Here is a 22,147-nt window from a genome sequence, read left to right on the forward strand (position 1 = left end):
AATTTAGTTAGTTATTTATCGTAAAATCATTTTTTTGCTTCCTGAAAAATTGTTTAGTAATGAACCTGCAATAATAAAACTCATACCGGCAACAGGAATCCAATTGATATTAATCCACATCCATTTACCCAGACATAATACCAAAAAACCAAGCAGACTCATCACAAAAGGCATGATTCCTTTTTCTGGAATTTTTCTGTATAACAATAGTAAATGAAACAAGAAGAAAAGCAGAAAAAAAGGTAACAGCCACCCCATATAAGGTAATTCGGCAAAACCCAATCCGCTCAGCATACTCATGTAAACCGCCCAACACATAGGGCATTTGGGAAAGAAAGCAATTATAACACTCATTAAAGTAGATGGTAAAATTCTGAGTGATTTTTTAAAAACGGAAATTTCCCTTTGAGTGTTTTCTTTATCCGCCTTGCAGCCGCAATTGCAGTTCGAAACAGTATTTATATTTCCCATTTTTAAGCAGATTAAGAGGTTGTTATTCGGTTTAGATAAAACTATTATTTTGAAAGTAATTACTTACAAGTATTTATACCTGTTTTTTTTAAAAGGAAGCAAATCTGATTTTAAAAATTATCATTAAAAACTTATCTTCGCATATAATGATTTCTGAGAAAACCCTTAATGAATAACCTTTTAGAAACTCCCATAGAATACCTGAAAGGCGTTGGTCCGCAACGTGGCGAATTGCTACGGAAAGAACTCAACATTCACAAGTACAGAGATTTACTCAATCTCTATCCCAACCGCTATATTGACCGAACCCGTTATTATAAAATCAATCAGTTGCAAAACACACCAACTGAAGTTCAGATTGTTGGTAAAATAATCCATATCAAAACCGTTGAATTCGGTAAAGGAAAAAAACGTTTAACGGCAACGTTCATTGATGATACCGGCGAAATGGAACTAGTCTGGTTTCAAGGTATTAAATGGATTCGGGAAAGTATTAAAGTCAATTTCCCGTATGTCATTTTCGGAAAAATAAATGCTTTTAACGGACAGTTTTCCATGCCACATCCAGAAATGGAAGGTTTGGAAGAACATAAAGCCAGTTTGAGAAGTGCCATGCAATCGATTTATCCGAGTACGGAAAAGCTCAGTAATAAAGGCATTTCGAATAAAGTCATCAATAAAATGATGCAACAATTGTTTATTGAAACGCACAGCTTATTCACTGAAACTTTACCTGATTATCTGATCCATGAATTACAGTTGATTCCTAAAAATGCTGCTTTATTCAATATTCATTTCCCGAAAAGCCAGGAATTATTATCAAAAGCCCAATTCCGATTAAAATTTGAAGAATTATTTTTTATCCAGCTCCAACTGATTACCAAAAATTTAATCCGTAAACATAAAATCAAAGGACATCCGTTTGGAAATGTTGGCGACTATTTTACAGACTTTTACAAATATCATTTACCTTTTGAACTTACCAATGCTCAAAAAAAAGTACTGAAAGAAATCCGTAATGATTTAGGCAGTAATGCCCAAATGAACCGATTATTACAGGGAGATGTTGGATCCGGTAAAACAATTGTTGCCTTAATGTGCATGCTTTTAGCCATGGATAATGGATTTCAGGCATGCTTAATGGCTCCAACCGAAATATTGGCCAATCAACATTTTAACGGAATTTCAGAATTAGCTAAAAGCCTGAATGTAAACATAAAAATACTAACAGGCTCAACTAAAACAGCAGATAGAAAAACCATTCATGAAGAACTGGAGAATGGAAGTTTGCATATCATTATCGGTACCCATGCCTTATTGGAAGACAAGGTGAAATTTAAGAATTTGGGATTGGCCATTATTGATGAGCAGCATCGTTTTGGTGTTGAACAGCGGAGTAAATTGTGGCAGAAAAACGAAATTCCACCCCACATTCTGGTCATGACAGCCACTCCAATTCCAAGAACTTTAGCCATGAGTTTATATGGAGATTTGGATATTTCCGTGATTGACGAATTACCTCCGGGAAGAAAACCCATTCAAACGGTTCACCGTTATGACAGCAACCGCTTGAAAGTATGGGCTTTTATAAAAGACGAAATCGAAAAAGGCAGACAAATTTATATTGTTTATCCGTTAATTCAGGAATCGGAAACCTTAGATTATAAAGATTTGATGGATGGTTATGAAAGTATTTCCCGTGATTTCCCTTTACCAAAATATTCGGTATCGATTGTACACGGAAAAATGAAACCTGTCGAAAAAGATGCTGAGATGATACGCTTCGCGGAAGGGAAAACCAATATAATGATTGCAACAACAGTAATTGAAGTTGGTGTTAATGTACCCAATGCATCGGTTATGATAATCGAAAGCGCCGAACGATTCGGGCTATCCCAATTGCATCAGCTGCGTGGGCGTGTTGGCCGTGGTGCCGAACAGAGTTATTGTATTTTAATGACCGGCCACAAATTGAGTAATGAAAGTAAAACCCGTCTGGAAACCATGTGTAAAACCAATGACGGTTTTGAAATTGCCGAAGTTGATTTAAAGCTTCGCGGGCCCGGAGATATTATGGGAACACAACAGAGCGGCGTATTAAATCTTCAGATAGCCGATTTAGTTAAAGACCGTGATATTTTACAGCTCGCAAGACACCATGCCATTAAATTACTAAAAGAAGATGCTTCGATGACAAAACCCGAACACAAAAAACTTCGGGAAATCTTCATTGAAATGGGCAAAAAGAAAAACATCTGGAATTATATCAGTTAAAAAAAGCTCAGGTAATTACCCTGAGCTTTTTTTATTGTCTAAATACCAGTACTAAATCATAGTCAATATAAACTATTTTTTAGACCATTCAGTGATACTGTCCTGATTCATTTTTACATAATCCTGGTTATTTTCAGCCTGTGCACCAGCCAAAGAAATTTTAGCGGTTTCGATAGCTCCTTTTTTATCACCCAATTTTGCCTGAATCTGTGATTTCAAACGTGCATACCAATAAGGTTTTTTCTCATGCATTTCATACGCTTTGTTTACATAAACCAAGGCTTTATTCATGTCACCGTTTGATTGGAAATAATATTGCGCAGCAGAAAAATAATCAACTGCTGACGGTCCGTTCAATACCTTATCAATACTTGCATTGGCAATTTTCTGTGTTGGCACTTCAAATTTTAAGGCAACTAATGTTTTTTCCCAAGATAATTCAAGGTTTGCAAAGTTATTATCAGTATTATTGATCCCGATTGTAAATGTTTCCACATTTCTGTTCAATAATTCTGTTTTCACTGTAGCTTTCAGGGCAACTTTTGCTTCATCCCATTTCTCAGGATTTCCCCAATTATTTGTATCTGAATAAAAGTAAATTTCCCATTCGCTCGTTTTAGGAGTAACATACAAGGCATACTTACCTTTTTTCAAAGTAGCCCCATTAATTACCACATCATCCGAAAATGAAATAGTGGTATTGGCATTTGCGCCTGTTCTCCAAACCTTTCCGAAGGGAACTAAATCTCCGAAAATCACTCTTCCCTTTGCACTTGGACGTGAATATTCGATTTCAATGTCAGTCAAACCAACAGTTTGCGTTAAAGTTGATTTCGGGCTGGCCTGAGGAACTTTTACCTGCGCTTCGATTGATAAAGAAGCAATAAACATGGCCAATGCAATAATTATTCTTACCATTTTGTTTGTTATTTTTTCCAAAGTTAAAATTTCAATTGGATTTCATTTGTTAATAAAACGATAAAATAAAAAATATCTTGTTTAAGTAATTTGTAAATTTGTTAAACAAATATTCATTATGTTATATTCTATCCACAGCAGTCAAAAATTACCGGTCTCCTTAGAAGATGCCTGGAATTTTTTCAGTGATCCAAAAAATCTGAATACGATTACGCCAGACAACATGAATTTCAAAACGTTATCAGGCGATGAAAAAAATATGTTCCAAGGACAGATCATTCACTATAAAATAACGCCTTTTCCTTTTATTACAATCGAATGGATAACTGAAATCACACATGTCGAGCCTTTGTCGTTTTTTGTGGATGAACAGCGGTTTGGTCCTTATAAATTCTGGCACCACAAGCATTTTTTTATCGGAATTGAAAACGGAGTCTTAATGGAAGATATAGTACATTACAAAGTCCCGTTTGGAATATTGGGAAGGTTATTCCATCCAATTTTGGTCAAACCGAAGCTGGATGAAATTTTCGCCTTCAGGAGACAGAAACTTATTGAACTTTTTGGACATTATGAATAAGCCTATAACAATTTTCTGGTTCAGAAGAGATTTACGCCTGGAAGACAATACCGGGCTTTTTCACGCATTGCAATCGGAAGAAAATGTACTTCCTATTTTTATTTTTGATACTACCATCCTATCACAATTGGAAAAAGATGATGCACGTGTAACTTTCATCCATAATCTTTTAAATAATATCCAGAAACAACTGAATGATATCGGAAAATCATTGGCGGTTTTTCACGGAAAACCCATTGAAATTTTCCAACAATTAATTTCTGAAAACACAATCATTTCGGTGTTCACTAATCATGATTACGAGCCTTACGCACGAAAAAGAGACAAAGAATTGAATTCTCTTTTTAAAGCACATGAAATTGAATTCAAAACCAGTAAGGATCAAGTTATATTCGAAAAAAATGAAGTCATCAAAGATGATGGCAATCCTTATGTGGTTTTCACTCCCTATTCAAAAAAATGGAAAGAAAAATTAAAGGCAGATTTTCCGGTTCTTTATCCATCAGAGACATTTCTTGATAAATTCACCCCACACTCCTATCCGTTTTTAAGCCTTGAACACATAGGCTTTGAACAATCGGCAATTCATGTTAACCAGTTTGATCTCTCTGAAAATCTAATACGGAATTATGCTGAAACCCGAAACTTCCCGAATATTGAAGGAACTTCTTTATTAGCGCCACATTTGCGCTTTGGTGCAATTTCTGTCCGAAAAATAATCCATCAGATAAAAGGAATTTCAGGCGAAACTTTTCTGAATGAATTGATTTGGAGGGAATTTTTCATGCAGATTTTGTGGCATTTCCCACACATCATAAATCAATCATTTAAACCAAAATATGATTACATCCAATGGAAAAATGATGAAGCTAAATTCAAGAAATGGTGTGATGGAAAAACCGGTTATCCTTTTGTAGACGCAGGAATGCGGGAATTGAACGCAACTGGGCACATGCACAACAGAGTGAGAATGATTGTAGCCAGTTTTTTATGCAAACATTTACTGATTGACTGGCGCTGGGGCGAAGCTTATTTTGCGAATAAATTATTGGATTACGAGCAATCCAGCAATGTAGGCAACTGGCAATGGGCTGCAGGCTGCGGCGTTGATGCAGCTCCGTATTTCAGGATATTCAATCCAACTGAACAAATCAAAAAATTTGATACCAATTTAGAATACATCCGTAAATGGGTTCCCGAATCAAATACACCTGATTATCCGAAACCCATCGTCGATCATAAAGAAGCCAGGGAAAAATGTCTGAAAACGTACAAGGAAGCTTTGGGTTAAGAAATCAATTTCTGTAATTTATCAAAATTAATTTCGCCGAAATCCTGAATCACATAATCTGCTTTGGATAAGTCCTGGTGCTTTGAATTTTCACTATTATAGCCAATACAAAATATATCCGCTGCTTTTGATGCTTCGATACCGTTTGTACTGTCTTCAATCACTACACATTGTGATTTTGGTGCAACAGACAATGAGGCAGCATGTAAAAAAATTGCCGGGTGTGGCTTTGACTTCGGAAAATCTTCACCACTGATTTTATGTGTAAAGTATTGGTTTAGGTTGAATCGGTTAAAAACCCTGTTTATAGTACTGTTGGATGCAGAAGAAGCTAAAATTAACTGCATTCCGTTTTTGTGCAATTCTTGAATTAACGTAAGTACACCCTCTATTAATTCCAAATCGGGCTTTGTATCAAATGCTTCATTGAACAAATGCCTTTTTCTCAGGATCAAGTCTTCAACATCCTGATCCAACCCGAATTTATCTTTCAGTTTCTGAAATACATTACGTGTTGAATTTCCTGTAAATGTGGCGTACATTTCTGCAGATACATTAATATTCAATTCTTTGAAATGCTGGTCATATGCATATTTGTGAACCGGTTCTGTATCAACAATCACACCGTCCATATCGAAAATTACTGTCTTTATCATTACTTTGGATTTCTTGGGCCAAAGATACAAACCGGCAAATTTTTTTCATATTCATTTTAAACCTTTTTCTTTATCTTTAGTCCTATTCCCAAAACAACATCATTGCAGGACGAAAAACAATTCATAGCAGCCTTATTAAATCCAAAAACGCAAAATGAAGCGTTTCGGGAATTAGTACGTGAATACCAGCGTCCGTTATACAGTCACATCCGTAATATGGTTTTGAATCACGATGATACTGATGACGTTTTGCAGAATGTATTTGTAAAAGTCTACCAAAATCTGAAAAATTTTAAAGGCGAGAGCAAACTATATTCCTGGGTTTACCGGATTGCCACAAATGAAGCCATCACTTTTATTAATTCAAGAGCAAAAAAGAGCGGAATTTCAAATGGTGAGATGAACGATTATCTGATTGGTAAACTGGAAGCCGATGTTGATTATGACGGAGATGAAATTCAGCTGAAACTGCAAAAAGCGGTTGCAACATTACCCGAAAAACAACAATTGGTTTTTAAAATGAAATATTTTGAAGAAATGAAATACGAAGAAATGTCGGAGATTTTAAGTACTTCTGTCGGAGCCTTAAAAGCATCCTATTTTCACGCTGTGAAAAAAATTGAAGATTTTTTGAATTCCAATTAAACCTTTTACTATTAATTTTGTCTAATGAACATGAAAAAATTTGATTTACATAACGATCCAAAAATTGAAAGTGGCTTCAGGATTCCTGATGACTATTTCGATTCTTTTGAGAACCGTATAATGCAACAGGTTTTAGCTGAAGAAAAGGAAACCAAAGTTATCGCTGTCTGGCAACGTCAGTCCTTCTGGATTTCAAGTGTGGCCGCTGTTTTTGTACTGTCATTCGGTATCTGGATGTATTTTGTACAAAACAATGCTGAAACTACACTGTCCACCAGCGATTATTTAGCTTATGAAAGTGATTTGACAACGGAAGATATTGCAACCCATTTAACTGATGAAGATATAGCCTCGATTGAAAATGAAATGAATTTATACGATGCCGCAACAGAAACATACATCAACGAATACTTGAATTAAGATGAAAAAAACATATACCCTATTCCTTTTATTACTCACTGTTTTTGCTTTTGGGCAAGATGCCGAAGAACGCATTGAGCGGGTAAAAGCGCTCCGGATTGCTTACATTTCGGATCAGTTGGATCTGACTCCAGAAGAAGCGCAGAAATTCTGGCCTCTTTTCAATCAGTTTGATGACAAACAGACCGAGCTTCATAAGCAAAAAAGACAACTGATGATTAAATTGCGTCCAGGAAATGCAACCACACTTTCTGAAAAAGAATCGGCTAAACTGATTGAAGAAGACGAAAGAATTGAAAATCAGATGCAACAAAACAAGCGCCAACTAGCTAAAGATCTACAAGGTGTTATACCCAATCAAAAAATCCTGATGTTACGCCAAATAGAAATTGAATTCAAACAAAAACTATTAAAGCAAATCCAAAAACGCAGGGAAGGACGATTCAGAAAATAAAAAAAAGAGCCAAATTGGCTCTTTTTTATTCAAATGTCAGTTTTACTATTCTGTTTTTACCTGTTGCGATTGCCGTTTTAGTATCAACAAACCGTATCGTCAGGAAATCAGGATCTTTACACAGCTGTTTCCAGGTTTTACCACTGTCATTAGAGTAAAACAATCCGTTGGCACCAACTTCCACAATTGATTTTCCTTTACTACCGGGCAAATACTGAACGCACGAAGCATAACCGAAACCTGTATTTTCAGCAATTAGTTTCCAGGTTTTTCCACCATCGCTTGTAATTGCTTTATTTTGAAAATTCTGGTCTAATTTTTGGTAATTTCCACCGGCGATAATTCCGTTATTACCATCATAAAAATCAGCGCAAAATACTCCAGTCATTGCTTCACCCTGAACTATTGGTGTTTCAGAAGCAATCCAGGACTTTCCTTTATCTTCCGATATATACACTTTAGATTTTTTTCCACCCGAAACCATGAACATTTTTCCATCCCTTAAAATCAGATTGGTATTACTCGCTGCAAAAAAAGCTTCACCATCAGCAAATTTAGGCAATGAAGAGCAATTCACTTTTTGCCAGTTTTGTCCTCCATCAGTTGTTTTGATAAATGACGGACAATCTTCGGTGGGATCACCAATCGCAAATCCTTCCCGGTCATTTAAAAACTGCATGCTGTCATAAAACACCTTTTCATGCTTTTCTTCGTAAACTAATTTGATTTCTTTACTTTTTTTATCAATCCTGTATAACAAACCGGGATTAGCCACTGACAAAACAAAGACATGATCTGAAGTTTGCGCTATACTTCTGAATTCCAGCTTTAAATTGTCACGTTCAATCGTTTTAGAAAACTTATCTTCATTATTCTTCAGGGATATACTCCCAACCTTACCACCGTTGCCGGCATACCAAAGCACATCATCATCAATTAAAACAGCTCTTGAACTTAATTTTTCAGACAATAAAGAATCAATTCTGACGTTGCTGAAACCCCTATCAACAAAAACTTTATTACCCGTTGAACACGAGATAGTTAGACAACTCAAAAAAACAATAAAAAGGCTCTTATTCATTCTATAAAAGATTAATTAACACTCATTTGTAAAATTAGGTTTATAATTTTTAAATAAAAAGATTTCAGGATGTTTAAAATGTTATAATTTTGACGTTTTAAATTTAAAACTAAAATGAGTTCTTCAAATCATCACGATCTTCATAGTAAGTTCACTATTGCTGGAGTTTTAATCACATTAGGGATCATTTATGGGGATATTGGAACATCACCTTTGTATGTAATGAAAGCCATAATTGGCTCACATGCGATTGCAAAAGATGTTGTTCTGGGAGGTATTTCTGCAATTTTCTGGACACTGACATTACAGACTACTTTAAAATATGTTATCATTACACTTTCTGCCGATAATAATGGTGAAGGTGGAATTTTTGCTTTGTATGCATTAGTAAGACGCACTAAAATTAAATGGCTGATTGTACCTGCCATCATTGGTGGATCGGCACTTTTGGCAGATGGTATCATTACACCGCCAATTTCAGTATCATCTGCGGTTGAAGGATTAAAAACATACTATCCGGATCTGAATACAGTTCCGATTGTTATTGCAATTTTGTGTATGTTGTTTATTATCCAGCAGTTCGGAACCAGCTTAGTTGGAAAGTTTTTTGCTCCTATGATGACGATCTGGTTTGGAATGCTTGCGGTTTTGGGAATTATCCAAATTAGCTCCAATACTGATGTTTTATGTGCAGTTAACCCTTACTACGCTATTCATTTATTGAGCATACATCCGGAAGGTTTTTATGTATTAGGTTTTGTATTCTTATGTACAACCGGAGCTGAAGCTTTATATTCAGATATGGGACACTGCGGAAGAAAAAACATCCGTATCAGCTGGATTTTTGTAAAGATTGCGTTATTATTGAACTATTTCGGACAAGGTGCCTATTTGATTAAACACGAAGGGGAAGTTCTAACAAGTATCAATGAACACAATGTAAATCCTTTCTATTTTATTATGCCGGATTGGTTTTTACCATTCGGAATCGTAATCGCAACAATGGCTGCCGTAATCGCATCACAGGCGTTAATTTCTGGTTCATTTACATTAATCAATGAGGCAATGCGCTTGAATTTCTGGCCGAAAGTTACTATTAAATACCCAACAGATTTAAAAGGTCAATTATATATTCCTTCGATTAACTGGTTGTTATTGGCTGGTTGTATCGGAATTGTTTTATACTTCAAAGAATCCGGAAGAATGGAAGCCGCTTATGGTCTTGCAATCGTATTGTGTATGATCATGACCACTTTACTGTTGATGTACTACATGGTAATGAAAAGAATTGCAAGTTATATCATAATTCCAATCATCTTATTGTACTTAGCCATTGAATTCAGTTTCTTAGTTGCTTGTTTGGATAAGTTTGCACATGGCGGTTATGTTACTCTGATTATTGCATCTCTGTTGATTTTTGTAATGGCAATTTGGCACGTAGCAAAACGTATCAGCAAAGAGTACACTAAAATTGTTAAAATTGACCATTATAAAAAGGTTCTTGCTGAGTTAAGTGTTGACCTTTCTATACCGAAGTACGCAACACATTTGGTTTACATGACAAACGCTAACCGTGTTGATGAAATCGAAGAGAAAGTAATGTATTCGATATTACAAAAACGCCCGAAAAGAGCAGATATGTACTGGTTTATTCATGTTAACGTAGTGAGTGAGCCATATAGAAAAGAATATAAAGTAACTGAAATAGTAAAAGATGATTTGTACCGAATTGATTTCAACCTTGGATTCAGGGAACCAACAAAAATCAATTTAATGTTCAAAGAGGTAATTAAAGACATGGTGGCAAAAGGTGAAGTTGACATCACCAGCCGCTACGAATCATTACACAAGAACAATATTATCGGAGACTTTAAATTTGTACTTTCTGAAAAATTCCTTTCATACGACAGCTTTATGAGTATGTATGAGAAGTTTGTGATGAATGCTTATTTCTTCTTCAAGAAATTCTCATTATCTGAAGAGAGAGCTTTTGGATTAGACAGTAGCTCTGTTAAAGTGGAAAAATTCCCAATGGTGCTTCATGCTCCTGAAAAAATAGAAATGACCCGTGTTTATAAAAGCGAACAGTAATGATTTCGTATAATCCAAAAGATTGGTTTACTTTTATTTTTAAGTTTCACAAAGCGGATACTTTCAGAGCTTTAATGCCTTTGATTATAAGCATTGGTATTTATTGCGGGATTGTAGCTTTTCTTGAAATTGAATATTTCCAGTTAGCCGAAACGAGCCATGTGAAGAACATTACCATCATGCACAGCCTTTTGGGTTTTGTGATTTCCTTATTATTGGTTTTCAGGACAAATACTGCCTACGACCGCTGGTGGGAAGGACGTAAACAATGGGGTGCGCTTGTAAACAACAGCCGTAATTTTGCGGTTAAGCTTTCAGCTATTTTGGATGACAAAGATGATAAGCTTTTTTTCAGAAAGACGATTCCTTATTACGCTTATGTTTTGAACTTACATCTTAAAAACGAAAAAATAAGCCAGGAACTTTTCGAGGAATTCAATATTAATGTTGAACACAAGAAACACAAACCGAATCAGGTCGCTAAATTATTATTCAAAAAGCTGAATGAATTAAAGAAAAACGGCAAAATCACTAACGAACAATTACTGATTTTAAATCCGGAGATTAGTTCGCTACTTGATATTTGCGGTGCCTGTGAACGTATTAAAAACACTCCGATTCCTTTTTCGTATAGTGTCTTTTTAAAGAAATTCATTTTCTTTTACGTGATGACTTTACCATTCGGGTATGTGTTCAGTCTTGGGTATTATACAATTCCGGTGGTTATTTTTATCTTTTATGTATTAGCCAGTTTGGAACTTATTGCAGAAGAAATTGAAGATCCGTTCGGAGATGATGAAAATGATTTACCAACCGAAAGAATCGCTGAAAACATTAAAAAGAACATCGAAGAAATATTGTAAGTAATCAAAAGTCTAAAGTCTAAAGAACGAAGAAGAAGGTCGAAGGTACTACGACAGAATTTCAATGAATAAAACTAAATCCCTTATTACCTAAAGAAGTTTTCTTAGTGTAATAAGGGATTTTCTTTTGGCAGAAATGATAATTCTGAAGATTTTTAGATTATTCGATTGTCAGATTTCTTTTGGCAGAAAGAAAAAGTATTTTGGCAGGAAGGAAAAGTCTTTTGACAGGAAGGAAAATTATTTTGACAGAAAGAAAAAGTCTTTTGGCAGAAACAAAAATTCTTTTGCCAGTTAGGAAAAGTCTTTTGATAGAAACAAAAAGTCTTTTAGCAGAAAGAAAAAGCCTTTCAACAGTTAGAAAAATTCTTTTGGTAGAAAGAAAAAGTCTTTTGGCAGAATCAAATATTCTTTATGAAGTTGGCAGATATTTCTGAAAAGAAAAAAGCTCCGATAAAACGAAGCTTTCTATTCTTATTCAAAAACAAATACTATTATTTGATGATTAGTTTTTTTACGGTTGACTTATGGTCTTCGGTAACTTTGACCATATAAATTCCTGAAGCCAGATTTACATTCAATCGTGATTCAGGGATATAGTTTCCGTTGTACACTTTCACGCCCGAAATGGTATAAATTTCCAAAGGGGCGGTTTGTTTCAACCCTCCGATGACGATATAATCATCGGCTGGATTAGGATACATCCTGATATTCAATCCTTCAGCAACATCATCATTTGAAAGAGAAGATGACCAGGTATCCCCGAAATGACTTCCGAAGACATAATCAGCCAATAACGGATAATCTACAAAAGGGTTGCGGTTATGTTGCCAGTTATAGATCACATTATTATGGTTCATTTCAAAATCATCTGCCCTATCTGTGGTATTCCACGTCAGCAAGGTTGCTAAATCTCCGATATTCCCTGTTGGTTCACCCGGAAAACCGTTTACAACATTCAATCCGTTGTAACGAACGGCCATGTAGAATAAAGCTCTTGCCACATCGCCTCTCCAACTTCCGGCAGTTCCCGCAGGACCATTATAATCATCGGTTCCGGTTGGATCTACACCATAATTTTTATTGTTTCTCGAAGAATTTTCAGAACTGTCTTCGGATCGTAAATGATGACCATCGGCTCCTCCGGCAGTTATATCATTAGCATCGGTTGTAGTCCACACATTAATTCCGTCATTCGGCAACATGTCATCCAAGAAGAAATTTCCTCTAGACTGACAGTAAATATGTTCGCGGTTCCACTTCCCTATTCCGCCGGGTCCCGATTGCTGGTCCAGTTTTGACCTTGGCTGTTCGACATACATTAACCAAACCTGTCCGCTGTTCAACGGATTTTGATCGGCTTCCTTCAACATATCCCAGACTTCAGCATAATTATGCTCACGAACGACAGCCGGATTCGCAATAATATCCTGAATAGCCTGCTTTAACTGGTTTCCTGATTTTCCTTCCAAAGAATCATAATAACCGGCCGGGGTCAAATTGGGACACAATCCGTAAGTTGGCGCAGTTGGTACTCCCCATGGCTTCACTTCATAATCATTATCATGGATACGGACCTCAATATTGTCATTCAATTTAGCATAACCAACGGGTAAAGTACCAATTCTGATTATCATGGTTTCATCACCTTCATTTAAAGCATCATCTGTGAGTGTAATTGTTCTTGAAACTGAATTAGACCCGACAGGTATTGTGACATTCAGGTTTCCGGTATAATCTGATGTATCAAAATTTCCATTAGCCAATGTATAAGTAAAATCGAGATTAGTTCCCGTCACATTAGTATCCAGTGTAAAAACAATCGAAAAGGAAGTTGGTTCCGTTTGATTGCCTGTTGGCGAAAGCGTTACATTTAAATTATTATATACGACGCCTGAGCCATCATTGGGAACATCAGGCGTTGGGGCTTTTGTTTCATAAGTACCGTCATTTTTTCTTTGGATTGAATTAACGTCACTCGGACTTGCCGCGCTGATGTATTCATCATAAGCAACAGTTATTCCCAAAGCAGCCATCAAAGTTGTTGGATTAGCATCATTTGTTTTATGTACCAGAGCATCAATCAGATTCGTTGTATGTGCCACGGTAACACCATTGACAAAACTTGAAGGATTCCCTAAATATATTCCTACCGCATCAGGTCCGTTTTGAATAACATTATTATTTATGACACGGTCCGGTGCCGGACTTACACCTGAATTACCCAATGTAACTATACCGTTTGCATCTGTTGTCAGGCCATCGAGGTCAAAAGACAAATAAGCCGTATCATTATTTCCCGCATTGAAGAAAACCAGGACATAGCCGTCGAGTGAAAAATTTGGAGTTGCACTTTTCAGTTCGATAAATTCAAGAACATCAGTACTTGGCGTATCAGCGTCTAATTCATTGATAACAACCTGACCGAAAGAAATATTAGTACAAAAAAGTAATAATAAAAGTAGTTTTTTTAGCATAGTCATAAAATTGAGCCAAGCAATTTAATTAAAAAACGACAGCATGGTCTAAGAATGCTGTTAAATCATTGTTATTTGTGCATAAGAGCATTATAATTGATATGTTTTAAAGAAATTACTTACAATAAATTAATAATGGTTTTTAATTATTTTAATATTAAATTGCAGTTATTTTACAAATTGAAAAAAACTTCACAAATACTATTATATATAATGTTTGCACTGAGCTCTTTTATCGGGTTCAGCCAACAGGATATTGATGTTTCAATAGTTTATGACAGTGAAACAGGCCAATTTCAGGTTCGTCAGGATATTGTATTCAAAAATACAACTGCAAAACCACTCAGCAGTATTGTATTAAACGACTGGAACAACGCCTATTCAGACAAGAAGTCACATTTAGGCAGACGCTTTTCAGATGAGTTTATAAGGAGCTTTCACCTTTCAAGGGAAAAAGAAAGAGGTTATACCAAAATTGAAAATGTATCAATTAATTCGGCAGATGCGGGTTGGAACCGGATATACGGCCAAATAGATCTTTTGGAAATTCCGTTAAAAGAAAAACTGAATCCAGGCAATTCTGTACAATTACATCTGGAATATATTTTAAAATTCCCTGATTCCAAATTTACCCGTTACGGCGATGATAAAGGAAATTTTTACCTTAAAGACTTCCTTTTAAGCGCCGCCAGGATTAATGAAAATGGTGAATTTGTAACCTATAGCAATGAAAATATTGATGATGCCTGTTATGAAAAAATAAATTTTTTAAGTTTAAAAATACAATTACCTTCCGATTATGGAACGGTAACTTCAAATTTAAGCTTGGCTTCCCAAAATAAAGAAGGTTCAAACGAATGGCATTTTGAAGGAAAAAAATTGCATGAAATTCAATTGGCCATAGAAAAAAATAAAACTTTTGAAGTTTATAAAAATGATAAAGCAGAAGTCGAAACCAACCTTTATGGGCCAAGGGTAACCGATTATCAAAAGGCAATTATTATTGACCGTGTTATTAACTTCACGGAAGAAAGATTGGGTAAATCAATTACATCCAAATATCTGATTTCGCAAACTGAATACGACAGGAATCCTTTTTACGGATTAAACCAATTACCCGGTTTTTTGAGTCCGTTCCCGAATTCATTTTTATATGAATTGAAATTTCTGAAGATTTACACAGCCAATTACCTGAAACAAAACCTGAATATTGACTTCAGAAAAGACCATCATATTTATGATGCCATACAAACTTTTACAATCATCCGTTACATTAAGGAGCATTATCCTGATTTAAAATTATTGGGAGGATTAAGCCAATTCAAAGTGCTTAAAGGATATCAGATTGCCAAAGCCGATTTCAATGATCAATATTATTTGCTGTACATGTTAATGGCCAGGAAAAATTTAGATCAGAGCTTGATGGAATCTAAAGAAAATCTTGTCAAATTCAATGAACAGATTTCAAATCGATACAAAGCCGGCATTTCATATTTATATTTAAATAAGTACTTGAGAAATAATGGCATAAGTGATTCATTTTTAAAACATACCGAATTAAACAGATCGCAAAAAACGAACCTGTCCGATTTCAAAAAAGTTTTAAACCAAAACGTTGGCACAAGTATTCCCTGGTTTTTCGACAATGTGATAACTACCGGTAAAGAAATTGATTTTACCTTCGGGGAAATACAAAAAGAGAAAGACGATTTAAAAATTGAAATACAAAATAAAACAAATCTAAACGTACCTTTTTCCATTACAGGTTTCAAAAAAAGAAAAAAGTTATTTGAAAACTGGTATCCACCTACCCAAATCGACACAACAGTTATTATTCAGAATACAGAAGCGGACAAACTTATTATTAATTACAAAAATGAAGTTCCTGAAATAAATAACCGTGACAACTACAAATCATTAAAAGGATTTTTGAGTCTGAATAAACCTATCAAGTTTTCTTTTCTTAAAGACATTGAAAATCCGGCTTATAATCAGATATATTATTTCCCGGAGGTTGGATTCAATGTTTATGACGGTGCAATCATATCATTGAAATTTAACAATAAATCATTGATAGAGAAGCCTTTTTCATTTTCTCTAGCTCCAAGTTTATCAACCAACACAGCTTCTGTTACCGGATTTGGAATCGTCAATTACACGCAACAAAGAAAAAACAGCGATTTATACCAGATCAAGTATTCATTAGCAGGAGCTTATTACCATTACATACAGGATGCCAGCTATTTAAGAATAACTCCATTAGTATTATTCAAATTCAGGAACAATGACAATTTAAGAGATAACTTCTGGCAAACACTAAGTTTAAGGCAGGTAATTGTTACCAAAGAAGACAGTCCGCTGGTTTCAGACAATTTAAATCCGCTTAATTATTCTGTTTTTGATTTGAGATATGGCTTAGGAGACGGTGAAACTGCCAAAACCTACAGTTTATTAGGAAATATGCAATTATCGGGACAATTTGGGAAATTGACGTTTGAAAGCTTGTACCGGAAACTTTTTGAGAATAATTACCAATTTGGATTGCGACTGTACGCCGGAACTTTTCTGTATAAAAACACAAACACTGATTATTTTAATTTTGCCCTGGACAGACCAAAAGATTATTTATTCGACTATGAATACTATGGCCGTTCAGAAAATACAGGACTTTTCAGCCAGCAGATTATTATTGCCGAAGGCGGATTCAAATCGAAATTCAGCAATCCATACGCCAATCAATGGATGACAACCCTTAATGCAACATCTTCGATCTGGAAATGGATTCAAATGTATGGCGATGCCGGAATTTATAAAAACAAAGGGATCCACACCAAGTTTGTTTACGACAGTGGCATTCAGTTTAGTTTAGTACCTGATTATTTTGAATTGTTTTTCCCGGTCTATTCTTCAAACGGATTCGAACTGTCACAGAAAAATTACAATGAAAAAATAAGATTTATGATTACGTTAAACCCAAAAACTTTAATAAATCTTTTTACCAGAAAATGGTTTTAAAAATCAAAAAAACTTCATTTTTTATAAATTATTTTCAATAAAACAATATTTTTATTTGTTTTTTATCACAAAAACCTTTTTCAAAATCACTCTTTATAAGAATTATTCAATTAATATTTATTCAATAAAATTAGAATATATCGTGTTTTTGTTTAAATTTGTCCTTATTACATCGACACAATATGATACAAGTGGAAACTAAAAAAGAATTAACTTTTGAAGATTTCAAAACAGAAGTTATTAGCGATTACAAAATTGCAAGAATAAGCCGTGAATGTAGTCTTTTAGGAAGAAAAGAAGTTCTGACAGGGAAGGCAAAATTCGGAATTTTCGGTGATGGTAAAGAAGTTCCGCAACTGGCTTTGGCCAAAGCATTCCAAAATGGTGATTTCCGTTCAGGATATTACCGTGACCAGACTTTCATGATGGCCATCGGTGCAATGACAATCGAACAGTTTTTTGCCGGATTATATGGCCATACCGATATAAATTTTGATCCAATGAGTGCCGGACGTCAAATGGGAGGTCATTTTGCCACACATTCACTCGACGAAAACGGTAATTGGAAAAACCTTACACAACAAAAAAATTCAAGTGCCGACATCTCTCCCACTGCCGGGCAAATGCCGCGATTATTAGGATTGGCACAAGCATCTAAAATATACAGAAATGTTGACGGTATCAATCAGACTAATTTTTCTGAAAAAGGAAATGAAGTAGCTTGGGGAACTATCGGTAACGCTTCGACATCTGAAGGTTTATTTTTTGAAACTATTAATGCAGCAGGTGTTTTACAGGTTCCGATGGTTATGAGTGTGTGGGATGACGAATACGGAATTTCGGTACATGCACGTTACCAAACCACTAAAGAAAATATATCGGAAATCTTAAAAGGATTCCAACGCGACGAAGACAATAACGGTTATGAAATCATGACAGTTAAAGGTTGGGACTACCCTGCTTTGGTAGAAACCTACCAAAAAGCATCAGCAATTGCAAGAGAAGAACATGTACCGGTTTTAATTCATGTTGATGAATTAACACAACCACAAGGACATTCAACATCAGGATCGCATGAGCGTTATAAAAACGCAGAGCGTTTGGCATGGGAAGCAGAATTTGACTGTTTAGCCCAAATGCGTAAATGGGTACTGGAAAATAATTTGGCTACAGCTGAAGAATTGGATGAAATTGATTCCCAAGCCAAAAAAGATGTTTTGGAAGGCAAAAAATCGGCATGGACAAACTTCACTACTCCAATCAAAACTGAAAGAGATGAATTAGTTGCTTTATTAAATAATGTAGCTGCTACTTCTGAAAATAAAATATTCATTGAAAAATATGCGGCAGATTTGGCTTCAGTTAAAGAACCAATCCGTAAAGATTTAATCACTTTGGCCCGGAAAGTTTTACGCATGGTAATTAAAGAGAACGGAAAGGATTCTTTGGCATCATGGATAACTTCTTATACAGAAGCCATCCAACCTAAATTCAGCTCACATTTGTTCTCACAATCTGAAAACAATGTATTTTCGGTTAATGAAGTATTGCCATCCTTCGATGATTCGGCAGAAGAGGTTGATGCACGATTGGTATTGCGTGATAATTTTGACGCCATATTTGCAAAATATCCGGAAACATTAATTTTCGGTGAAGATTCCGGAAATATTGGTGACGTTAATCAAGGTTTAGAAGGCATGCAGGAAAAGTACGGAGAGTTTCGTGTTGCTGATGCCGGAATCCGTGAAGCCACCATTTTAGGCCAGGGAATCGGGATGGCAATGCGTGGTTTACGTCCGATTGCTGAAATACAGTACTTAGATTACTTACTGTATGCTATCCAAATTATGAGTGATGATTTAGCAACACTTCAATACAGAACTGCAGGACGCCAAAAAGCACCTTTAATCATCAGAACCCGTGGCCACCGTCTGGAAGGAATCTGGCATTCAGGTTCACCAATGGGTATGATCATCAACGCTATCCGCGGTATTCATGTTTTAGTGCCGAGAAATATGACTAAAGCAGCCGGTTTTTACAATACATTATTAGAAACTGACGAACCTGCATTAGTTGTGGAATGTTTGAACGGATATCGTTTGAAAGAAAAAATGCCGACCAATTTAGGAGAATTCAAAACGCCTATTGGAGTTATCGAAACCATCAAAGAAGGTTCAGATATTACTTTGGTTTCTTATGGATCAACTTTACGTTTGGTTGAACAAGCCGCCAAAGAATTACTTGAAATTGGTATTGATGCTGAAATTATTGATATTCAGTCTTTATTACCTTTCGATATCAATCATGACATTGTAAAATCATTGGCAAAGACAAACCGTTTGTTAATTATTGATGAAGACGTACCGGGTGGAGCTTCAGCATTTATTTTACAGCAAATTGTTGACGAACAAAAGGGATACAAACATTTAGACAGTCAGCCTGAGACGCTTGCAGCAAAAGCACACCGACCAGCTTACGGTACAGATGGAGATTATTTTTCAAAACCTTCTGTAGAAGATATTTATGAAAAAGTTTATGCAATGATGTATGAATCAAATCCTTCAAAATACCCTTCTTTATACTAAGACTTAATTAATATTCTTTATAAAAATAGCCCAACTTAACAGTTGGGCTATTTTTTCGTACATAATCAACTGATTTTAACACTTTTAACGGAAAAACCGTAAACCATTCTTCAATCTAAAAGTTAACTTTAAGGAAAGAAAAATAGTACATTATATTTGATTATTCCGCTTAATCGCTAAAGAGTGTATGAAACGTTTCAATATTTTGGATTCGTTGATTTGTTATGTGGTAATGTAAAAATGGTAGTTGTGAAAAAAATGCCTTACATAGTAAAAGAAGGAATTGATTTAGCTAATCTGAAATATTCAGTTTTTGACAACATGATTGAAGGCGTTCAGGTTCTGGATTTTAACTGGAAATATTACTATGTTAATGATGTACTTGCAAAACACGGAAATTCTACCAAGGAAGCAATGCTTGGGGGAATAATGATGGAAAAATACCCCGGAATAGAGAAAACCACTATGTTCAAATCATTTGAATATACCATGTATAATAGAAGTCCAACCTATTTAATAAGTGAATATGAATTTCAGGATGGCTCAAAAAAATGGTTTGAATTAAGTATACAACCTGTCCCTGAAGGTATTATCATTCTTTCCTCGGATATCACAAAACTCAAAAAAGTAGAAGCTGAACTCAAAAGGAAACTGAATGAAAGAACGGAAATGCTTGCACAAATATCCAATCAGAAAAAGCAACTGGAAGAATTCTGCCAAATCATTTCACATAACCTCAGAGCACCATTGAGTAATTTGATTATGCTTGGTGATATGCTGGCAGAAAATCACTCCATTGAGGATAAATACAATTATTTTGAGATGCAGAAGCCTATCATAAATTCGCTTCAAAATACTTTTGAGGAATTAGTAGATGCAACGCAAATCAAGATGGATGCAACCATCAAAAAAAGTTTAATTGATCTGGAAAAAAGTACAATAAAGGTTATTGAACGTTTTGGAAAAGAAATTTCATCTTTAAACGCAACAATTACTTTTGATTTCGGAGAAGTAAGAACATTGTTTTATTCCAGAAAATATCTCAATAATATCATTACCAATTTATTAAGCAATTCATTGAGGTATTCCTCTACCGAAACAACTCCAAAAATTCACATCAGAAGCTATAAGAATGATGGTTGGGTTTGCTTTGAAATAAAGGATAACGGATTGGGTATCGATATGAAAAAACACAAAGAAGATCTTTTTAAACTCCATAAAACTTTCCATAATCATCCGAAAGCCAAAGGATTCGGTTTATTTATCACAAAAATTCAGATCGAAGCATTAGGTGGTTTTATACACGCTAAAAGCATTGTAAATCAAGGGAGTACATTTACAGTCAAACTTTACAAATTAACCTATGATGATAATGAGTAAAATTAAAAACATTTGTGTAATTGACGACGACAAAATTTTTCAGTATCTCACACACAGAGTGATTACTGATACACACCTTATTAAAGAAATTGAGATTTTTTCCAACGGACTTGATGCGCTCAATTATTTAGAATCAGTAAGCCTGGACAAGAAAAAGCTTCCGGACATTATCCTTTTGGATTTATTCATGCCGGTAATGGACGGTTGGGGATTCCTCAAAAAATATGTGGATTTGCAATCAAAGCTAGCCAAAAAAATACCGATTTACATTGTTTCGTCTTCAATTGACCCTATTGATATACAAAAATCAAAATCTATTAATTCAGTGATTGATTTTATTGTAAAACCCATGACAAAAGAAACATTTCTTCAAATTGTAAAAAAACAGTCAAAACAATCAAAACATTCTCCTAAAAAATTACACTGACAAACTATTTTCAAATATTTAATACTAATAATTTGCCTAAAGCGTTGTATTTAAAAGTATTTGAAAATGAAAAAAGTCTGTACCATATTATTATTGGTTTTCATCATATCATGTAAGAGTAAAAAAAATGAACATTCTGCCGTAATTGTTGAATCAAGTAAAGTTGAAGCTGTCAAAAAGAACCGTGCTTATGATTTAGGTACGAGATTACTTGAATCCTGTAATACTTCACGGTTTAAACCTTTTACAAAAGACGAAGCAACTGATAAAGTAATTCAGAATGCAACTCCGGAAAAAATAACGGCTACTTGTCTGAAAATCCGTCATAGAAATGGAAAATTCAATTTTATCAAACTCATTGACATCACTTATCTTAAAGCAACAGACGAATATATATTCCGCTATAAAATTGACTATGAGAAAAAATATTTCATGCGCGAACTGATTATCACAGTAAATGAGGATAATAAAGTTTCAGCAATTTCAACCAAGGAAGTAAAACCTAAACCTTTATAAAAA

At 35.0% G+C, this 22,147-nt stretch carries 19 protein-coding genes; 14 read left to right on the forward strand and 5 right to left on the reverse strand.

Annotated features, from left to right (window positions below; all coding sequences use genetic code 11):
* Window positions 1-15: 15 nt before the first annotated feature.
* Window positions 16-354, reverse strand: a complete 339-nt coding sequence (locus tag NAT51_RS07005) for a hypothetical protein (RefSeq protein WP_250597016.1) — start codon at window positions 352-354, stop codon at window positions 16-18.
* 285 nt (window positions 355-639) lie between these two features.
* Here NAT51_RS07005 and recG point away from each other — a divergent pair, with 285 nt between their 5' ends.
* Window positions 640-2,745, forward strand: a complete 2,106-nt coding sequence (gene recG, locus NAT51_RS07010; protein ID WP_250597018.1) for an ATP-dependent DNA helicase RecG — start codon at window positions 640-642, stop codon at window positions 2,743-2,745.
* A 72-nt stretch (window positions 2,746-2,817) separates the two neighbouring features.
* On the opposite strand, the gene NAT51_RS07015 is transcribed toward recG, so the two are convergent.
* The gene (locus NAT51_RS07015) at window positions 2,818-3,663 is read right to left on the reverse strand and encodes a DUF2911 domain-containing protein (RefSeq protein WP_250597020.1); all 846 of its coding nucleotides are present in this window, start codon (window positions 3,661-3,663) and stop codon (window positions 2,818-2,820) included.
* A 118-nt stretch (window positions 3,664-3,781) separates the two neighbouring features.
* On the opposite strand from NAT51_RS07015, the gene NAT51_RS07020 reads away from it, so the two are divergent.
* Both NAT51_RS07020 and NAT51_RS07025 read left to right on the forward strand, forming a co-directional pair.
* Window positions 3,782-4,243: an SRPBCC family protein gene (locus NAT51_RS07020; protein WP_250597022.1), complete on the forward strand. Its 462-nt coding sequence runs from the start codon at window positions 3,782-3,784 to the stop codon at window positions 4,241-4,243.
* The gene (locus tag NAT51_RS07025) at window positions 4,236-5,534 is read left to right on the forward strand and encodes a cryptochrome/photolyase family protein (RefSeq protein WP_250597621.1); all 1,299 of its coding nucleotides are present in this window, start codon (window positions 4,236-4,238) and stop codon (window positions 5,532-5,534) included. The genes NAT51_RS07020 and NAT51_RS07025 overlap by 8 nt, the downstream gene beginning before the upstream one ends.
* Here NAT51_RS07025 and NAT51_RS07030 read toward each other — a convergent pair.
* The gene (locus tag NAT51_RS07030; RefSeq protein ID WP_250597024.1) at window positions 5,531-6,190 is read right to left on the reverse strand and encodes an HAD family hydrolase; all 660 of its coding nucleotides are present in this window, start codon (window positions 6,188-6,190) and stop codon (window positions 5,531-5,533) included. The genes NAT51_RS07025 and NAT51_RS07030 overlap by 4 nt on opposite strands.
* A gap of 102 nt (window positions 6,191-6,292) precedes the next feature.
* Between NAT51_RS07030 and NAT51_RS07035 the strand changes: the two genes are divergently transcribed.
* From NAT51_RS07035 to NAT51_RS07045, 3 genes are read left to right on the forward strand one after another with little or no spacing between them, the layout of a single operon-like run.
* Window positions 6,293-6,835 carry an RNA polymerase sigma factor gene (locus tag NAT51_RS07035; protein WP_250597026.1) on the forward strand — a complete coding sequence of 181 codons (543 nt, stop codon included), beginning with the start codon at window positions 6,293-6,295 and terminating at the stop codon, window positions 6,833-6,835.
* Window positions 6,836-6,859: 24 nt separating this feature from the next.
* Window positions 6,860-7,255, forward strand: coding sequence for a hypothetical protein (locus NAT51_RS07040; protein ID WP_250597028.1), 396 nt, complete (start codon window positions 6,860-6,862; stop codon window positions 7,253-7,255).
* A gap of 1 nt (window position 7,256) precedes the next feature.
* On the forward strand, window positions 7,257-7,709 hold the full coding sequence (locus NAT51_RS07045; protein WP_250597036.1) for a sensor of ECF-type sigma factor: 453 nt from the start codon (window positions 7,257-7,259) through the stop codon (window positions 7,707-7,709).
* Window positions 7,710-7,734: 25 nt separating this feature from the next.
* Here NAT51_RS07045 and NAT51_RS07050 read toward each other — a convergent pair whose 3' ends face one another.
* A complete protein-coding gene (locus NAT51_RS07050; RefSeq protein ID WP_250597039.1) occupies window positions 7,735-8,679 on the reverse strand; it encodes a beta propeller repeat protein in 945 nt (314 codons plus the stop codon).
* 225 nt (window positions 8,680-8,904) lie between these two features.
* Between NAT51_RS07050 and NAT51_RS07055 the strand changes: the two genes are divergently transcribed.
* The 3 genes from NAT51_RS07055 to NAT51_RS07065 all read left to right on the forward strand — a co-directional run bounded on the left by NAT51_RS07055 (window position 8,905) and on the right by NAT51_RS07065 (window position 12,181).
* Window positions 8,905-10,881 (forward strand): KUP/HAK/KT family potassium transporter, encoded by a 1,977-nt coding sequence (locus tag NAT51_RS07055; RefSeq protein ID WP_250597048.1) that lies wholly within the window; start codon window positions 8,905-8,907, stop codon window positions 10,879-10,881.
* Window positions 10,881-11,744, forward strand: a complete 864-nt coding sequence (locus NAT51_RS07060) for a bestrophin family protein (protein WP_250597049.1) — start codon at window positions 10,881-10,883, stop codon at window positions 11,742-11,744. Before NAT51_RS07055 ends, NAT51_RS07060 begins: the two co-directional genes overlap by 1 nt.
* Before the next feature lie 182 nt (window positions 11,745-11,926).
* A complete protein-coding gene (locus NAT51_RS07065; protein ID WP_250597055.1) occupies window positions 11,927-12,181 on the forward strand; it encodes a hypothetical protein in 255 nt (84 codons plus the stop codon).
* A gap of 57 nt (window positions 12,182-12,238) precedes the next feature.
* Here the strand turns inward: NAT51_RS07065 and NAT51_RS07070 are convergent, their stop codons facing one another.
* Entirely contained in the window at window positions 12,239-14,221 is a 1,983-nt protein-coding gene (locus NAT51_RS07070; protein ID WP_250597057.1) for an endonuclease, read from the reverse strand.
* Between the two features lie 213 nt (window positions 14,222-14,434).
* Here NAT51_RS07070 and NAT51_RS07075 point away from each other — a divergent pair, with 213 nt between their 5' ends.
* The 5 genes from NAT51_RS07075 to NAT51_RS07095 all read left to right on the forward strand — a co-directional run bounded on the left by NAT51_RS07075 (window position 14,435) and on the right by NAT51_RS07095 (window position 22,144).
* Window positions 14,435-17,236 carry an aminopeptidase gene (locus NAT51_RS07075; RefSeq protein WP_250597059.1) on the forward strand — a complete coding sequence of 934 codons (2,802 nt, stop codon included), beginning with the start codon at window positions 14,435-14,437 and terminating at the stop codon, window positions 17,234-17,236.
* Between the two features lie 182 nt (window positions 17,237-17,418).
* Window positions 17,419-19,821 carry an alpha-ketoacid dehydrogenase subunit alpha/beta gene (locus NAT51_RS07080; RefSeq protein ID WP_250597061.1) on the forward strand — a complete coding sequence of 801 codons (2,403 nt, stop codon included), beginning with the start codon at window positions 17,419-17,421 and terminating at the stop codon, window positions 19,819-19,821.
* Window positions 19,822-20,079: 258 nt separating this feature from the next.
* A complete protein-coding gene (locus NAT51_RS07085; protein ID WP_250597062.1) occupies window positions 20,080-21,201 on the forward strand; it encodes a PAS domain-containing sensor histidine kinase in 1,122 nt (373 codons plus the stop codon).
* Entirely contained in the window at window positions 21,194-21,628 is a 435-nt protein-coding gene (locus NAT51_RS07090) for a response regulator (RefSeq protein ID WP_250597064.1), read from the forward strand. Before NAT51_RS07085 ends, NAT51_RS07090 begins: the two co-directional genes overlap by 8 nt.
* Window positions 21,629-21,694: 66 nt before the next feature.
* On the forward strand, window positions 21,695-22,144 hold the full coding sequence (locus NAT51_RS07095; RefSeq protein WP_250597066.1) for a hypothetical protein: 450 nt from the start codon (window positions 21,695-21,697) through the stop codon (window positions 22,142-22,144).
* Window positions 22,145-22,147: the final 3 nt, after the last annotated feature.

Origin of the sequence: Flavobacterium amniphilum (assembly GCF_023634845.1) — a bacterium.
Lineage (GTDB): Bacteria > Bacteroidota > Bacteroidia > Flavobacteriales > Flavobacteriaceae > Flavobacterium > Flavobacterium amniphilum.

Coding starts and splice junctions, on each gene's coding strand:
- NAT51_RS07015 (WP_250597020.1), bottom strand. CDS start 3,663: ATGGTAAGAATAATTATTGCATTGGCCATGTTTATTGCTTCTTTATCA.
- NAT51_RS07005 (WP_250597016.1), bottom strand. CDS start 354: ATGAGTGTTATAATTGCTTTCTTTCCCAAATGCCCTATGTGTTGGGCG.
- NAT51_RS07095 (WP_250597066.1), top strand. CDS start 21,695: ATGAAAAAAGTCTGTACCATATTATTATTGGTTTTCATCATATCATGT.
- NAT51_RS07060 (WP_250597049.1), top strand. CDS start 10,881: ATGATTTCGTATAATCCAAAAGATTGGTTTACTTTTATTTTTAAGTTT.
- NAT51_RS07025 (WP_250597621.1), top strand. CDS start 4,236: ATGAATAAGCCTATAACAATTTTCTGGTTCAGAAGAGATTTACGCCTG.
- NAT51_RS07075 (WP_250597059.1), top strand. CDS start 14,435: ATGTTTGCACTGAGCTCTTTTATCGGGTTCAGCCAACAGGATATTGAT.
- NAT51_RS07055 (WP_250597048.1), top strand. CDS start 8,905: ATGAGTTCTTCAAATCATCACGATCTTCATAGTAAGTTCACTATTGCT.
- recG (WP_250597018.1), top strand. CDS start 640: ATGAATAACCTTTTAGAAACTCCCATAGAATACCTGAAAGGCGTTGGT.
- NAT51_RS07070 (WP_250597057.1), bottom strand. CDS start 14,221: ATGCTAAAAAAACTACTTTTATTATTACTTTTTTGTACTAATATTTCT.
- NAT51_RS07040 (WP_250597028.1), top strand. CDS start 6,860: ATGAACATGAAAAAATTTGATTTACATAACGATCCAAAAATTGAAAGT.
- NAT51_RS07085 (WP_250597062.1), top strand. CDS start 20,080: ATGCCTTACATAGTAAAAGAAGGAATTGATTTAGCTAATCTGAAATAT.
- NAT51_RS07030 (WP_250597024.1), bottom strand. CDS start 6,190: ATGATAAAGACAGTAATTTTCGATATGGACGGTGTGATTGTTGATACA.
- NAT51_RS07080 (WP_250597061.1), top strand. CDS start 17,419: ATGATACAAGTGGAAACTAAAAAAGAATTAACTTTTGAAGATTTCAAA.
- NAT51_RS07090 (WP_250597064.1), top strand. CDS start 21,194: ATGAGTAAAATTAAAAACATTTGTGTAATTGACGACGACAAAATTTTT.
- NAT51_RS07045 (WP_250597036.1), top strand. CDS start 7,257: ATGAAAAAAACATATACCCTATTCCTTTTATTACTCACTGTTTTTGCT.
- NAT51_RS07020 (WP_250597022.1), top strand. CDS start 3,782: ATGTTATATTCTATCCACAGCAGTCAAAAATTACCGGTCTCCTTAGAA.